This window comes from Sphingobium sp. OAS761 (genome assembly GCF_024168485.1).
Classification (GTDB): Bacteria; Pseudomonadota; Alphaproteobacteria; order Sphingomonadales; family Sphingomonadaceae; genus Sphingobium.
This window is the reverse complement of record NZ_JALJVY010000019.1, coordinates 19,311-34,981: the sequence shown is the minus strand read 5'-3', so window position 1 is coordinate 34,981 and position 15,671 is coordinate 19,311. Positions and strand designations below refer to the sequence as shown.

Here is a 15,671-nt window from a genome sequence, read left to right as displayed (position 1 = left end):
TGCGCGGTTTCCTCTTCTTCGACCAGCGCTCACGGCGGACGGGATCGCCTGGCCCTTTGAGCCGCAGATCAGAAGGTGATCCGCTGAACATAGCTGGCTTCGTGATCAGCGCTTCCTGGGATCGCGCGCTGCCACCTGCGCCTTGAAATCGTCGGAGCCGATCAGCACCGCCTGATTCAGGACATTGGCGACCCATTCGGTCTCCATCGTGGATTCAAAGCCGCGATGGAGCGCTGCCTTGGCCGCGGCGAAGGCGCGCGGCGGCAGGGCGGCCATGGCGAGCGCGCGTTCCTCGGCGCGGACCAGAATTGCGTCATCTTCCACCAGTTCATCGACCAGGCCGATGCGCAGCGCTTCCTCGCCTCCGATCATCTGCGCTTCCAGAATCATGCGCTTGGCATGGGTAAGGCCGATGAGGCGCGGTAGCAGCACCGCGCCGCCCAGCGGAGGAATCAGGCCGAGCTGGAGCCAGTTCTCGCCAAAACGCGAGCGGGTCGAAGCAACCCGCGCGTCGCAGGCGAGGGCGACTTCGCAGCCCACCGTGATGGCCGCGCCGTTGACCGCGGCAACGGTCGGCTTTGGGCATTTCCAGAGACGCTCTACCGAACCCTTGAACCAGGTGTAGAGGCTCTGGTTGACGCCCTCCGTCCGCGAATCCAGCAGATCACGCAGGAATGAGAAGTCGGCGCCGGCCGCGAAATTACGGCCCTTGCCGGTGATGACAATCGCCTTGACGGCATCGTCGCCGATGCACTGGTCGAGCGCCTCGCACAGTGCCTTCATCAGCTCGGGATAGACGGCGTTGGCCGATTCCGGGCGATTCAAGCTGATACGGCCGATCCCGTTATCCAGGACTTCAACCAGAATGTGCGGTTCAGCGGCGGCGAGGCTCATCGGGATTCCCTTCGGAACGATATTCGGGCAGGCTGGGGCTCTTGGGCAATTTCGCAAGGCCCTTGGTCCGGCTCGCAACCAGGATGGTCGCGGTGGCGGAGATATTCTGCTGGCCCCGCTGGTTGGTGCCGGCGATCTCCACCTCAATCAACGGGCCCAGTTCCGGGTCGTCGCGCACTTCGGTGATACGGCCGCTCATCCATGTGACGTCGCCGATATATTTGAAGTTGCGCAGCTCGTAGCGGAGGCGATGCACGAAGGCATCGTCGCCGATCCAGTTCGTCAGATAATGGCAGACGAAGACATAGCGCATCGGGCCGATGTCGTAGGTGCGCTGCACCCCGACCTTCTGGGCCAGATCATTGTCCCAGTGGACGCGCTGCACCGTATCCCAATTGCGATAGTCGTCGCGCGAATAGAAGCCGCGCAGCCGCTTGCGATTCTCATAGGCGAGCTTGAGCGGCGGATTGCCATAGGTGAACCAGCCACCGCCCATATGCATGTTGATGATGTCGGTGATCGTCAGCGGCCCCTTGACCATCGGGGGCAGTTCGTCGCCCACTTTCACATCCTCGAGATAAAGAGTGTCGGTGCCGCGCCGATATTCGTTATCGTAGGCCGCCTCGATCTTCGCGAGGTCCTCGTCGCTCCAGTTGGGTGCGGCGTCCTGCTCCTTCTTCTCCTTCGGCTTGCCGGAGCTGCCACGTTCGACATGGACGAACCAGCGGTTGCTGGTCACCAGAACTTCGTCATGCTGGTTCCAGAAGCTGTTGGCATTGTCGACCAGCACGCTGCGCTTGCCGAAGCTTGATTCCTTGGGCGTGACGCTGGCCAGCCATTCGGATTTGAAGACCTCGTCCCCTTCCCGGATCGGGCGGTAAAAGCGATATTCCGCACCCGAGTGGAATAGCTGCACGCCGCGCAGTGCGCCCTTGCTCTTTTCCTGCAATGCCGTGTCGGGAAAGGGCGATCGGTCCCAGCCCATCGACCACTCGAAGCCCGGAGGCGCGACCGACCCCCGCCAGCGGCTGGCGTCGGCATGGCGCGGGTCGAGATAGAGGGGGTTGTCGTCGCCCATGGCGATCGCCCAGCGGCGAATCGAATCCGCCGAGGCAATCGCATTGTGCGGCGACGTCAGCCATCCCTTCCGCAGGGTGGGATTGGTCGAGCCGATCCGGGCGCGCATCTTTTCGATATCTTCGTCTGTAATCTTGCCGATCACGAGTCCGTCCGCCTGAGCGGTCATGGCTCTCTCCAATAAATGATAGAACTACCCCTATTGGCGCTTTGGATCGTCATGACAAGAGGGTTTGTGACAGCTGCTACATCTCGCAACTTGCAGCTCCTGAAGATCAAAGTTCCAACGGCGGCGTGATGACGATCCCAATAGAGATATCTCTGGACAGGTTTGCCCGCCGATACTAGGCCGTCCGCAGGGGCTTTTGGAGAGCAGATGTGAGCCAGTTGAAGGAGCGGATCAAAGCGATCCTCACGCTTGATGCGGCAGCGCCGGCGATCGAATTCGACGGAAAATGGTCGACATGGGGAGAAATCGAGCGGGCCTATCGCGCCGTTGATACGATACTCGACGCGAATGGTCTGGGCAACGACAGCCGCATCGGCCTGATGTTGCGCAATCATGCCGCCGTGGTGCCGGCGGTGCTGGCTGTGATCGGCGACCGTTGCGTCGTGACGCTCAATCCCATGTTCCAGGCGAGCAAGCTGGCCGATGACATTCGTTCGACCCAGGTGCCTGTCGTGGTCGGCATCTCCGCCGATCTGGACGCGCCCGAAGTGGCGGCGGCGCTGGCCGAGGGCGGTTGTCTCGTACTGGAACTGACCGGTGACGCCGAAACACCCGTAAAGGTGCGGCAGGAACGCGCCAGTGCGTCGGCGTCGACCGATACGGCGCCCGGCGTCGCGGTGGAGATGCTGACCAGCGGCACCACCGGCGCGCCCAAGCGCATTGCGATGAAGCGCATCGGTTTCGAGGAATCGGTGTTCGCTGCCGCGCGTTTCGAGAAGGGGCGTTCGGCCGACGACGCGCCGGTGCTGCGCAAGGGGGTGCAACTGCTGATGGCACCTTTCTCGCACATTGGCGGGCTGCTGGCGCTGATGAATGCGGTCATGGCGGGGCGCAGCGGCGCGCTGTTGCCCAAGTTCACTGTGGAGGGCTTCCGCGACGCGGTGAAGCGGCATGGCATCAAGGCGGCTAGCGCTCCGCCGGCCGCGCTCAAGATGGTCTATGACGCCGATGTGCCCAGGGAGCATCTTGCATCGCTCAAGGCCTTCCGCACGGGCACAGCCCCGCTCGATCCCGATCTCGCCGACGCTTTCTACGAGCGCTACGGTATTCCCGTGCTCCAGAATTACGGTGCGACCGAATTTGGTGGCGTGGCGGGCTGGACCATCGCCGATTTCGAGGCGCACCGGGTCGATCGGCGCGGCGCAGTCGGTCGGCTCAACCCCAATGTGCAGGGTCGCGTCGTCGATGCGGAGACGGGAGCGGAAGTGCCGGCAAACGAGATCGGCATTCTGGAACTCAAGTCGCGCCAGATTGGAGACGGTACGCAATGGCTGCGGACCACGGACCTGGCGAAAATGTCGGAGGACGGGTTTCTCTGGATCACGGGTCGGGCCGACAACGTCATCATCCGCGGCGGCTTCAAGATCCAGCCCGACGATGTCGTGCGCGCTCTCGAAAGCCATCCGGCGGTCAGCGAGGCGTCGGTTATCGCAATGCCCGACGACCGGTTGGGCCAGGTGCCGGTTGCCGCCTTCCTCGCGGCATCGGGGCAAGAGGTGCCGTCGGAGGCGCAACTCAAGGCTTTCCTCAAGGAAAAGCTGACCGCCTATCAGGTGCCGGTTTCGATCCGCCGCTTCGATGCGCTGCCGCGCACGCCGTCGATGAAGGTGGACCAGCGTGCATTGCGTGAACTGATGACGACCGGATCTGCGGCTTGATGGTGGCGCTGAATAAATAGACCATGGGCCACCCAAGCGGGGCCAGGATTTCGGTGGCTACAGGGAGGGGGAGCAGTCTTTTTTCCTCTATGCCATGCTCGCAGCGCGCCTGAAGCAGCAAGCGTCTGACCGATTTTTCTATTGAGATATCTGTTTAGCGCACTTAAGGAATTGCACGATCCACATTGCTGGGAATGGCGAACGACCGATGGACCTACGATATACCAACGAGCAATCCGCGTTTCAGCAGCGCGTGCGATCGTTTCTCGCGGAGCAATGGGCATCTGCGGAGAACAAGAGGGACTCCGCCTTCATCACCCGCTTCCGCCAGCTCGCGACCGATGAGGGTTATCTCTATCGTGGCGTGCCGCGCCGATATGGCGGATCTGAGCAAGCGCCCGACGTCATCCGCGCGCAGATCATCCGTGAAGAATTTGCCGCTGTGCGGGCGCCGATGGAAGTGCCCGGCAACGGCGTGGCGCTTGTTGTCCCGACCCTCATCGAATGGGGTACCGATGAACAGAAGGACATGTTCATCAAGAAGACGCTGACCGGCGAATATCGTTGGGCGCAGGGCTATTCGGAGCCGGGGTCGGGCAGCGATCTTGCCTCGGTCACCTCGCGCGCGGAACTGGTCGGCGACGAGTGGGTCATCAACGGGCACAAGATCTGGACCACTTTGGCTCAGTACGCCACGCACATGTTTGCCCTGCTCCGCACGGAACCGGACGCGCCCAAGCACAAGGGCATTTCCTACATCCTGCTCGACATGAAGGCACCGGGCGTCACCGTCCGCCCCATCACGCAGATCAACGGCGACACCGAATTTTGCGAAGTGTTCCTGGACGATGTCCGCACGCCCGCATCGATGTTGGTCGGGCCCCGCGGTGACGGCTGGAACGTGTCGCGCTCGACTCTGAAGCATGAGCGCAACCATATCGGTTCTTCGACCCGCACTATGCCGATGTTCCGCAGCCTGGTGAAGCTGGCGCAGCGCCGCCAGATCAATGGCCGCCCGGCGATCGAGGACCCGCGCATCCGCAGCGCATTGATCGAGATCGAGGGTTATCTGCAAAGCCAGCTGTGGGCCGGCTATTATCAGCAGACGCTGGCCGCCAACAATGAAAGTCCTGGTGTGCTCGGCCTCGTCAATAAGCTCACCACCACCAATTTCTTCCACCGCGTCGCCCAGCTGTCGGCCGAGATCATCGGGGACGATGCGCTGCTCGCGCCCAAGCAGGGCCGTGATCGCGGCGGCGACGAGCGCTGGGTGAACCAGATGCTGGGGTCGCTCGGTCAGGCCATTTCCGGGGGCACGTCCAACATTCAGCGTAACATTATTTCCGAACGCGGCCTTGGGCTGCCGCGCTCGGGTTCGGAGAACTGAGCCATGCGTTTCGACCTGACTGACGAGCAGAAGTCGCTGCGCGACATGCTGACCGAATTTTTCGGTGAGCGCTTCGGAGGTGCGCAGGGTGTGGAGGCGATCGCGCATACGACCCTGGACGCGGGCCTCTGGTCCTCCGTGGGGGAGCTGGGCCTCGCCGGGGCGATGGTGCCTGAAGAGGATGGCGGCCTTGGCCTCGACCTCTTGACTGCCACGGTGATCGCCGAGGTGACAGGTCATTATGCGGTGCCGGCGCCGGTAGTGCCTTCGATTCTCGCTGCCTGGCTGATCGCGACAGCGGGCAATGACGCGCAGAAGGGCAAGTGGCTGCCGAAATTGCTGGGTGAGGGCGCGCAGGCGGCGTTCGCGCTGGCGGAAGATGGCGGTTGGGCGCCTGCCGACTGGACGCTGACGGGGGCGTCGCTGTCGGGGACGAAGCTCTGCGTCGAGCGCGCGGACAGCGCGGACCTGTTCATCGTCGGCGGCAAGGACGGATCGCTCGCGATTGTCGAGGCAGGCAGCGCGACGGTGACCCCGGTCGACACGCTGGATCGCACGCGCCCGCTTTTCACCGTGACGTTCGAGGCAGCTGAAGCCAATATGCTGACGACCGATGGCACAGTCGCCGGTCGCCTCTTCGATGCGCTTTGCATCACAGCCGCGGCCGACGCGCTCGGTGCTGCGTGCGCCATCCAGGCGCGCGCGATCGACTATGCCAAGGAGCGCAAGCAATATGGTCAGCTCATCGGCTCCTTCCAAGCGCTGAAGCATCAGCTCGCCGACATGTCGGTTGAGCTGGAGCCCGCACGTCCGCTCGCCTGGTATGCCGCCCATGCCTGGGACATGGGGCAGGATGACGCCGCGCGCATGGCGGCGCTGGCCAAGGCGCACCTTACCGATATCTCCGTGAAGGTTGCGCGGGGCGCGATCGAGGCGCATGGCGGCATCGGCTACACTTGGGAACATCCCGCGCATCTGTTTCTCAAGCGGGCCATGGCGGACCGCAGCCTGCTGGGCAGCGTCAACGTGCATCGGGAGCGCGCGGCGGCGCTGGCGAGCTGGTGATGATAACGGGAGAGGGAAAACCCATGCCGCGATGGACAGCGAGCGCCGATCCCACCACTCACGATCTGCGCCTGATCGGTCGGATCGACGGATGCACCCATCCCGAAAGTGCGGAAATGCTGCCCGATGGCGAACATTTTCTGTTCGGCAACTGCGCGATGAAGCTGGGCGTGGCGCCCTATCGCAACGGTGGCGGCCCGGTCTATCTGGACGGGCAGGCCTATGTCAGCCTGGGCCGCATCGACCCGGAAGGCAAGGTCAGCCTGGTCGAGGAAAGGATGGTCGCGGGCCTTACCGGCACGCTCGGTTGCGATGTGCTGACGGTTGCGACGGGGAAATTCGCCGCGGGCTTCGTTTTTCAGGCGCGCGGCGGTTGCCCGCTGATGGCGTCGGAAGATGCCGATACGCTGATTGAGGACCCGGCGGAACTCCGTTCGCAAATACTGGTCTATGATGTCGATGGCCGCCGCCAGGCCGGGTCAGTCCCGCTCTGGGCGGGTACCGAATTTGCGCGGCAGTTCAACGCGGTGAACCAGCCCAACGGCCTTGCCATCAATGCGCGAGGTGACCTGTTCTTCGGCGACATCCCGCATGGCAACAGCGTCAGCGTGCTGCCGCCACCGGTTCCCTCGGCGGTGTACCGCATTCCGCACGATGCGATTGATGGGGTGGTCAGCGGCGATCCGGAAGCGGTCGCAAAGGTGCGCCGCGTCTTCACCCCGGGCTTCGTCAACGGCCTCACTGTTTCGCCGGTGGATGGCGAATGCTGGATGGTCAGTTGCTCCTCGCATGACGAGGCCGGCGGTGCCGTCTATCGCTTGACTGATGCGGAGTTCGAGCGCGGCGCGCTGCCCGACCCGGCCGTCACTGGCCTGGGTGTGCTCGACGGCATCACTTTCACGAAGCGCGGCACATTGTTCGTCACCAATCCGCGTACTGGCGAGATCCACATGTTCACGACGGATGGCGTGCATAAGCTGATTCGGATCGAGGGTGAGAAGCCGTGGCGCTCGCCGGCGGACATCAATGTCTGCTATCCCAAGGCACTGGGCGGGGAACCGGCGCTGCTGGTACCGGACGTTGCCGTGGCGAGCGGGCCGGGTGAAAGCAGCGTTTCCTTGCTCGACCTGACGGGCCTATAATGACGGAAGCCGCCCTTACGCGGGCGGAGCAATATTTTGAGCGACGATTTGCCGTTTAGGGCGGCAGCAATTTTTTGGGGACCAACATGAGCCTGGCAGGCAAGACACTCTTCATCACTGGCGGGAGCAGGGGGATCGGCCTTGCCATCGCGGTTCGCGCGGCGCGCGACGGGGCGAATGTCGCCATCGCGGCGAAGACGGCCGAAGCGCACCCCAAGCTGCCCGGCACAATCTACACTGCCGCCGAGGAGATCGAGAGGGCGGGCGGCAAGGCGCTGCCGTTGCTGGTCGATGTGCGCGACGAGCAGCGGGTGGAGGAGGCGATCGCTCAGACGGCGGACAAGTTTGGCGGCATCGACATCGTCGTCAACAATGCTTCAGCGATTAACCTGTCGCGGTCTACCGAAATCGAGATGAAGCGCTTCGACCTCATCCAGTCGATCAACATGCGCGGCACTTTCCTGACCAGCCGCGTGGCGATCCCCTATCTGCGCAAGAGCGCCAACCCGCATATTTTGGCGCTCTCACCGCCGCTCGACATGCGCGCCGACTGGTTCGCGCAGCATATCCCCTACACGCTCAGCAAATATGGCATGTCGATGGTCATGCTGGGGATGGCGGAGGAGTTCCGCAGCGAGGGCATCGCCTGCAACTGCCTCTGGCCCCGCACCACGGTGGCGACCGCTGCGGTGGAATTCGCGCTGGGCGGCGAGGCAATGATGCGAAGCTCGCGTCGGCCAGAAATCATGGCGGATGCAGCCTACGCGATCTTCAACCGCTCCTCGCGCGATTTCACCGGCCAGTTCACGATTGACGACGAGGTCTTGGCGGAAGAAGGCGTCACCGATTTCAGCGCCTATCGCTACGATCCGGCGCAGCAGCTGACGGTCGATATCTTCGTCGATCCGGCCGACCCGCACCCTGAAGGCGGGGTGCTGCTACAGTCGTCCTGATTGCTGGGACCGGGGCGGCCCTATTTGGGCTGCCCTCCCTTCACAAAGGTCAGGAAGCTTTTCGCCGAGGCTCGGAAGATCGACTCCCAGTCGAGCCGTGCGTCGCTTGTGCACATCAGCCGGATCAACGCTTGCAGTTCGAGGAAGAACAACAGGGCTTCGGCGTGGATTTCCGGGTCCGACGCGGCGGCGGCGAAGCGGGGAAAGCCGGTTCCCAGCAGCGCCATGATATCGTCGTAAAAGGCGATCTCATCGAACAGCTTGCCGTTGGGCTGAAGCGTGCGTTGCAGCATCAGCACGGTCGCGCCGTTCCTGTAACAGGTCTTGAAGAAATCTTCGACCCAGTCCCTGACGGCGCGCAGGGTCGGCGCGGGCCCGAGTTGGGCCAGCGCGGCATAACATCCGCGCAGGCTTTCGCCGACATTTGCAATCAATGCGTGGATGATATCGGCCTTGGTCTCGAAATGCAGGTAAAAGGCGGCGCGGCTGACCCCTGCGTGCGAGGCGATCTGGTCGATCGTCGTGGCTTCATAGCCGAATTCGGTGAACAGCGTGCAGCCTGCGTTCATTAGCCGTCGCATCGTATCCGCCTTGCGGAGGGAGCGCCGATTGGATGATGAACCATAGGGAGCCCTCTTTTTCGCGCCCTCCCCGACCTTTTGCTCTGCTAACGACATAGCGGGAACCCTAACAGCAAATCGTGCTGTTTCCAGCGTGATCCCGCCGTGGCCATGCCCAGCATCGGCCCAGCTATCCCGAGTCGGGGCCTCCCACACACTTTATTTGCATCTGGGCCACAATTCGCTGCGGCAATTGAGGGCTCTCTATTGACCAAAGTGCGCTCCGCTAGCATCATGGCCGGCGAAGGTGAGGATGAATGAGCCTGTTCAACGCAATCGGCATGGGAGCGTCAGTCAATGACGCGACAGGAATCGGCGGCGTTATGCATCGGCTTCCTCCTCATGGACCCGTCGCAAGCCTGAGCGCGGATACCGGCCGGCCGGGGCCTTCCCTACTCAACAGGCGTCCGGCGCTTGTCTGCGACCGGATGTGACCAGAATTTAGAGGAGTTGATGATGGTTACCTTGACGATTGATGCGCCCGAACATGTGCCGCCCGAATTGGTGGTGCCCTTCGACCAGCTGAACGGTCCGGAGGTCATGAGCTTTCCGCCGACGGCGGCGGTCGGCATCGGCGCGGAAAAACCGGTATTCTATTCCAGCTTCTACGGCGGCTTCTGGGTCTTCACCCGCTATGAGGACATCCGTGCGATCTATCAGAATCCCGATGTCTTCATCCAGTGGTCGCAGGGCTTCCCGGCCAACCCCTTTTCGAAGCTGTACAAGCCGCTCTATCTGAACCCGCCCGAGCATATCGCGTGGCGCCGCGTGCTGACGCCGATCTTCTCGCCGCGACAGATGATGCGCTATGAGGAGTTCGTGCGTGACCTAACCCGCACCCAGCTCGCCAAAATTGCGCCGCAGGGCCGCTGCGAACTGGTGAGCGAATTCGCGGACGTCATCCCGGGCCGCATGTTCTGCTTCCAGCTGGGCCTGCCGGAAAAGGATTATCCCCGCTTCTCCGGCCTAGCCCATGACCTCATCTTCGGCCCGGCCAAGGTGCTGCGCGAAGGCGGAACGCCCGACGACGCCCGCGCCTTTCGCGTGAAGGTGAATGCGGAGATCGACGACTTCATCGCCAAGCTGATCCCCGAGCGCCGCAAGCAGCCGGGCGAGGATATCGTCTCCTTCCTGCTGGAGGGCCGGGTCGACGGCCAGCCGCTGACGGACGAAGACATCATCACGATGACCACGCTGCTCTTCTTCGCGGGCACGGACTCGACCCGTGCGGCCATTACCTACGCCTTCCTGCACCTTGCCCAGCATCCCGAGCTGCGCGACCAGCTGGTGCGTGGCGAGGCGGACATCAAGAAGGCCTCGGAAGAGCTGCTGCGGGTCCATGGTTTCCACATGAGTTCGCGCCAGGCAGCCAAGGACTTCGAGATCGCGGGCGTCAGGATCAAGGCGGGCGATCGCGTGGTCATGTCGACCGGCGCGGCCAACCGCGACGCGGCGAAGTTTCCCGATCCGACCAAGGTGGACTTCCACCGGCCCGATGCGCACAGCCACCTGACCTTCGGTGCGGGCATCCACCGCTGCATCGGCTCGCACCTCGCGACGCTCCAGCTGCGCGTGACGCTGGACGAAATGCACAAGGTCATCACTGACTATCGCATCGACGAAAGCGCCGATCCGGTGACCTTCGTGGGCGGGCAGGGCAAGACGATCCCCGTCAACCTGCCGCTGGTCTACACGCCCGTAAACTACGTGCCCCCGGCGTGAGCACATATAGCGCAAGACGGACAAGGACCGGTGCTTCGTCGCCGGCCCGCGCCCGTTGCTGATGGCGTCATCATGATTTCGGTCGAGGACATAGGCGCCGTCCGCATCATCACGCTTGACAAGCCCGAACGGCGCAATGCGCTCAGCCGCCGCGAAAGCCACGAGCTTTCGGAGCTGATCGACGCTTTTGAACGGGACGATGCCGCCCGCGTTGCGATCGTGACCGGGGCGGGAGATCAGGCTTTCTGCGCGGGTGGCGATCTGTCCGACACAGATCGGGAGGCGGTGTTGCCTCCCACTGGTTTCGGCGGCATGACCAGCCGGTTCGACATGACCAAGCCTATTATCGCGGCCGTCAACGGCCTTACGCTGGGTGGCGGCTTCGAACTGGCGTTAGCCTGCGACATCATCATCGCCGACGAAGGGGCGCGGTTCGGGCTGCCCGAACCGCGGGTCGGGATGGCAGCGTTGGCCGGCGGATTGCAACGCCTGCCTCGCCTGATTGGGGAAAAGGCGGCTCTGGGCCTCATCCTGACCGCGGACCTGATCGACGCGGCTGAGGCGCATCGCCTTGGCCTCGTCTACCGGCTCGTCGGGCCGGGCGAGGCGTTGCGCGAGGCGCAGGCCGTGGCGACACGCATCGCTGCACTCAGCCCTGCTGCCATCAGGGCATCCAAACAGGCCGTGCAGGCGGGGTTGCGCGTTGCATCCTTGTCGGACGCACTTGCAGCCCAGACGCAACTGCCCGCAGTGCGTGCGATGCTGGAAGGCCCGGAGCGGCGGGAGGGAATTCGGGCATTCCGTGAAAAGCGCCCACCCAGTTGGACCGTTCCCCCGGTAAGAGGGTGAAAGGTCAATTCAGTTTACGGAATTGACCTGACTTAACGTAGCGCCCAATGATCGCGCGACCCGCGGCTAAGCGGGATGACATTGTGAGAGGAGAGGCAATGATGCAGGATGTGAGCCGCTTTACCGGGAAGCAGCGCTACATGCTGTTCATCCTGATGCTCGTCTATGCCTGTCATTTGATTGACCGGACGATCGTTCTGGTGCTGCTCGACCCGATCAAGCATGAATATGGCCTGAGCGACACGCAGCTCGGCCTGTTTTCCGGTTTGATCTTCGCGTTGGGCACGGTGATGGCGGCACTGCCGCTTGGCACCTTGGCTGACCGACGGCCGCGCAAGACTATCTTGGGCGTGTGCATTGCGATCTGGAGCGCGATGACCCTGCTCTGCGGCGTTGCCTGGAGCTATGGCAGCCTGCTGCTGCTGCGCTTTGGCGTGGGCGCTGCTGAAGCCGGCCTGCAACCCACCGCCCTGTCGATGGTCGCCGATGAGGTGCCTGCGCGCAAGCGGGCCAAGGCGGTCGCCATCGTCCACATCGGAAGCCCCGTCGGCACACTGATCGGTTTCGTTGCCGGCGGGTGGATCGCCGGCCATATGGGCTGGCGCCCGGCGCTGCTGCTGGTCGGCGCGCCTGGCTTGCTGTTGGCCTTGGTCGTTTTCTTCACCCTGCGGGAGCCGCCGCGCGAACATGTCCCGACCGCGACCGAAGACGCTATATCGATCGGCGACTTCTTCCGGACCATTTGGCAGGACAAAGCGCTGCTTCATGTCGTCCTGGGTGCGATCATCCTGTGGCTCTGCACGTCCAGCTCCTCGGCCTGGTGGGCGTCCTTCCTGATGCGGAGCCACGGCGTATCGATCACGACTGTTGGCATGATCATGGCGGGGACGGCCGGGTTTGGCGGTATCCTGGGCAATTTCATTGCCGGTACCTTGTCGGAACGTGTGGCGCATGGCCGACAGGATCGGCTGGCGCTGATCGCCATCACCGGCGCGCTCATCTATTTCCCGCTCAGCCTGCTCACGCTGACGATTGGCAACCTCGTCGTGGTCGTGATCTGCCTTTTTCTCCAGATGTGCGCCTATTTCCTGGTGTTCACGCCGGCATACAGTCTGGCCATGGGTCTGGCCGGGCCGCGTATCCGGGGGCGGACCGCCGCGCTCATGTCGATGGGCGCAACCGCCATTGGGTATGGACTGGGCTCGCAGCTAACCGGCATATTGAGCGACGCGCTGCGTGGCTTTGCCGGCGAAGAGTCGCTGCGCTACGCTCTGCTCATCATGATGATGACCATGCTCTGGGCCGCGGGGCATTTTGGAGCGGTCTATTTCAAACTGCGCGGTCGTCACCGGGGCGCGGTCGAGGCGCCGACCGAGTAATTCCCTTGACAGCCGTTCAGGCCAACATTTGATCTGACATAACCGCCCGCCATTCGTAAAGCCGGTATCGGATTGGGAGAGGTAGAATGAACGCCTCGGAAAATACGCCTGTCATCGTCGGGGTAGGACAGGCTGTCGATCGGCTTGGTAGCCCGGATTATCAAGGCCTGTCACCGGCCGATATGGCTGCGGCTGCCGCTCAGGCGGCAATCGATGACACCGGTGTGGGCGAGGCCGTCAAGGCCGCGATCGACATTGTCGGCGGCATCCGTACCTTTGAGGATTCGACGCCGATGCCGGCGGCATTCGGCAAGCCCGACAAATATCCTCTCGCCATCGCCGCGCGTCTGGCGCTTCATCCCAAGGTGGCGATTCTCGAGAAGGCGGGCGGCCAATCGCCGCTGGCGCTGATAACCGACATGGCGGATCGCATCGCCAAGGGAGAAGCGCAGGCCGCAATCGCCTTCGGCTCGGAAGCCATCTCGACCGTGCGTCACCTCAAGTCTGCCGGGGAGAAGCGCGAATGGACGGAAACTTATCAGGCTGAGATCGAGGATCACGGCCTCGGTATCGAGGGGCTCGTCAACCGCTATAATGTCAGCCATGGCATTGCAGCGGCGGCACCGGCCTATGGCATCCTCGAAAATGCCCGCCGTGCACGATTGGGGCTGGACCGGGACTCCTATCGCCGGGAAATGGCGAAGCTGTTCGCGCCCTTCACGCAGATCGCCGCCGCAAACCCCTATTCCAGCGCCGCGACCGAGCCGATGAGCGTCAATGACCTCGCCACCATCAGCGAGCGCAACCGCATGATTGCCGACCCTTACCCGCTCAAGATGGTCTCGCGCGATCAGGTGAATCAGGGAGCCGCGGCGCTGCTCATGTCCGTGGCCAAGGCGCGGGAGCTCGGTATCCCGGAAGAGAAGTGGGTCTATTTTCACGGTTCGGCGCTCGCCAATGAGCGGGATATCATCGAACGGACCGACATGGGCGCGTCGCCTGCGGCCAAGGCATCGCTGAAAAGTGCACTGCGCACCGCCGGCGTGGGCAGGGACGATATCGCCTTTTTCGATTTCTACAGCTGTTTCCCCATCGCCGTGTTCGCGGGCGCGGTCGATGCGCTAGGCCTGTCGCCAAATGATCCGCGCGGTCTGACGGTGACCGGCGGGCTCTGCTATTTCGGCGGTCCAGGAAATAATTATTCGATGCACGGCTTCGCCACCATGGCCGAAAAGCTGCGTGCCAGTCCGGGTAAGCTGGGTCTGGTCGCGGTCAATGGCGGTTTTGTCTCCAAATATGGCGCGGCCGTGTTGTCGACGACCCCGGCGGAATGGACCGCGTGCGAGAAGGAAAATATCCAGCGCGAGTTGGACGCCGAGCCCAAGCCCCAGGTCACGCGGACGGCGGAAGGCACGGCTAAAATCCTCTCTTACACGATCAACTATGTGAAGGGCGTTCCTGTGCAGGCCGTGGTCGTCGGTGAACTGGCCGACGGCACCCGCTTCCTGGCGAACGAGGCCGACGCTGAGACGTTGCAGGAAATGGTGGAGAAGGACCCGCTGGGGCGCTCCATCTACGTCACGCACCGCGCGGAGGGGAACCGCTTCCTCTTCGACAAGGCGCGGCTGGAGATGGTCTATCCACGCGTGAAGCCTGCCTTCCGCGATGCCTACGAGACTGCGCTGGTTGAACGGCGCGGCCATGTGCTGGAAGTCACGATCAACCGGCCGGACCAGCGCAACAGCATTTCTGCCCAGGGCCACCTTGATCTGGACGAAATCTTCAACGCTTATGAGGCCGATCCGGACCTGTGGGTGGCGATCCTGACCGGTGCGGGCGACAAGGCCTTCTGCGCAGGCGCGGACCTTAAAGGGGCGGCCAAGGGCGGGGCGGCGATCCCGCTCAGCGGCTTTGCCGGCCTTACCAGCCGCCGCCGGACCAAGCCGCTGATCGCGGCGGTGAACGGCGCCGCCTTGGGCGGTGGGCTGGAGATCAGTCTTTCCTGCGACATGATCGTCGCCGATCCTTCGGCCAAGTTCGGCCTCACCGAGGTTAAGGTCGGGGTCATTGCCGCTGCGGGCGGCGCAATCCGTCTCCCGCGCCAGATCCCGCGCAAGATCGCAGTGGAAATGCTACTGACCGGCCGCCACATGGCCGCGGATGAAGCCGCACGCTGGGGTCTCGTCAACCGCATCTCCGCACCGGGCGAGGCGCTTGCAGAGGCACGCAGGCTCGCCGCCGAGATCGCATCGGTTTCCCCCACCTCGGTTCGCCTCACGATGCAGATCATCCATGAGGGCGATCAGGAGCCCGACGACGTGAAGGCGACGGCAGCAACGCTCCATTCTACTGCGATCGACAGCCTGTCGATCAGCGAGGACATGGCGGAGGGGCTGAGCGCCTTCGCCCAGAAGCGCCCGCCGGTCTGGAAGAACCGCTGACCCGATCAGAGTCTACGCCTTCGGCTGCTCGGGGGAGGAAAGGGAAATTTCAAAAAAGGCGACGCAGTTCTTCGCGAACCACAGGCGGTGAAGTTCGTTTCCGTGCATAGTTGGCGGCATTGCTGACCCGTTGAACTGCTTTGCCATGTCATGCTTGTCATCGAGCGTGTATATCATGACACTCCTCGCCCGAGCGTTCTCCTCGCTCTCCTCTTGGCTGTGATCATAAGAGGAGTTGACCTACCAGGTCGAGTA

13 protein-coding genes are annotated in these 15,671 nt (G+C 63.1%); 9 read left to right on the top strand and 4 right to left on the bottom strand.

All coding sequences use genetic code 11. From position 1 onward, the window contains the following. Window positions 1-105: 105 nt before the first annotated feature. Together J3E64_RS19705 and J3E64_RS19700 are read right to left on the bottom strand one after the other, a co-directional pair. Window positions 106-894, bottom strand: coding sequence for an enoyl-CoA hydratase/isomerase family protein (locus J3E64_RS19705; RefSeq protein ID WP_253344903.1), 789 nt, complete (start codon window positions 892-894; stop codon window positions 106-108). After that, complete coding sequence (locus J3E64_RS19700) at window positions 875-2,140, bottom strand: MaoC family dehydratase N-terminal domain-containing protein (protein ID WP_253344901.1); 1,266 nt, start codon at window positions 2,138-2,140, stop codon at window positions 875-877. Before J3E64_RS19700 ends, J3E64_RS19705 begins: the two co-directional genes overlap by 20 nt. Window positions 2,141-2,349: 209 nt before the next feature. Here J3E64_RS19700 and J3E64_RS19695 point away from each other — a divergent pair, with 209 nt between their 5' ends. From J3E64_RS19695 to J3E64_RS19675, 5 genes are all read left to right on the top strand, one after another. Further along, complete coding sequence (locus tag J3E64_RS19695; RefSeq protein ID WP_253344899.1) at window positions 2,350-3,858, top strand: fatty acid--CoA ligase family protein; 1,509 nt, start codon at window positions 2,350-2,352, stop codon at window positions 3,856-3,858. Between the two features lie 208 nt (window positions 3,859-4,066). Next, entirely contained in the window at window positions 4,067-5,245 is a 1,179-nt protein-coding gene (locus J3E64_RS19690; RefSeq protein ID WP_253344897.1) for an acyl-CoA dehydrogenase family protein, read from the top strand. A 3-nt stretch (window positions 5,246-5,248) separates the two neighbouring features. After that, the gene (locus J3E64_RS19685) at window positions 5,249-6,310 is read left to right on the top strand and encodes an acyl-CoA dehydrogenase family protein (protein ID WP_253344895.1); all 1,062 of its coding nucleotides are present in this window, start codon (window positions 5,249-5,251) and stop codon (window positions 6,308-6,310) included. 23 nt (window positions 6,311-6,333) lie between these two features. Beyond that, window positions 6,334-7,452, top strand: coding sequence for a hypothetical protein (locus J3E64_RS19680; protein WP_253344893.1), 1,119 nt, complete (start codon window positions 6,334-6,336; stop codon window positions 7,450-7,452). Window positions 7,453-7,538: 86 nt separating this feature from the next. Beyond that, window positions 7,539-8,405: an NAD(P)-dependent oxidoreductase gene (locus J3E64_RS19675; protein ID WP_253344891.1), complete on the top strand. Its 867-nt coding sequence runs from the start codon at window positions 7,539-7,541 to the stop codon at window positions 8,403-8,405. 20 nt (window positions 8,406-8,425) lie between these two features. Here J3E64_RS19675 and J3E64_RS19670 read toward each other — a convergent pair whose 3' ends face one another. Then, the gene (locus J3E64_RS19670; RefSeq protein ID WP_253344889.1) at window positions 8,426-8,974 is read right to left on the bottom strand and encodes a TetR/AcrR family transcriptional regulator; all 549 of its coding nucleotides are present in this window, start codon (window positions 8,972-8,974) and stop codon (window positions 8,426-8,428) included. A gap of 504 nt (window positions 8,975-9,478) precedes the next feature. Here J3E64_RS19670 and J3E64_RS19665 point away from each other — a divergent pair. The 4 genes from J3E64_RS19665 to J3E64_RS19650 all read left to right on the top strand — a co-directional run bounded on the left by J3E64_RS19665 (window position 9,479) and on the right by J3E64_RS19650 (window position 15,416). Then, a complete protein-coding gene (locus J3E64_RS19665) occupies window positions 9,479-10,747 on the top strand; it encodes a cytochrome P450 (protein ID WP_253344888.1) in 1,269 nt (422 codons plus the stop codon). A gap of 30 nt (window positions 10,748-10,777) precedes the next feature. Then, window positions 10,778-11,596 carry an enoyl-CoA hydratase-related protein gene (locus J3E64_RS19660; protein WP_253344887.1) on the top strand — a complete coding sequence of 273 codons (819 nt, stop codon included), beginning with the start codon at window positions 10,778-10,780 and terminating at the stop codon, window positions 11,594-11,596. Window positions 11,597-11,694: 98 nt separating this feature from the next. Beyond that, on the top strand, window positions 11,695-12,975 hold the full coding sequence (locus J3E64_RS19655) for an MFS transporter (RefSeq protein ID WP_253344886.1): 1,281 nt from the start codon (window positions 11,695-11,697) through the stop codon (window positions 12,973-12,975). An 86-nt stretch (window positions 12,976-13,061) separates the two neighbouring features. Continuing rightward, entirely contained in the window at window positions 13,062-15,416 is a 2,355-nt protein-coding gene (locus J3E64_RS19650) for an acetyl-CoA acetyltransferase (RefSeq protein WP_253344885.1), read from the top strand. Window positions 15,417-15,428: 12 nt separating this feature from the next. Here J3E64_RS19650 and J3E64_RS19645 read toward each other — a convergent pair whose 3' ends face one another. Further along, window positions 15,429-15,593, bottom strand: a complete 165-nt coding sequence (locus J3E64_RS19645; RefSeq protein ID WP_253344883.1) for a hypothetical protein — start codon at window positions 15,591-15,593, stop codon at window positions 15,429-15,431. Between the last annotated feature and the right edge of the window lie 78 nt (window positions 15,594-15,671).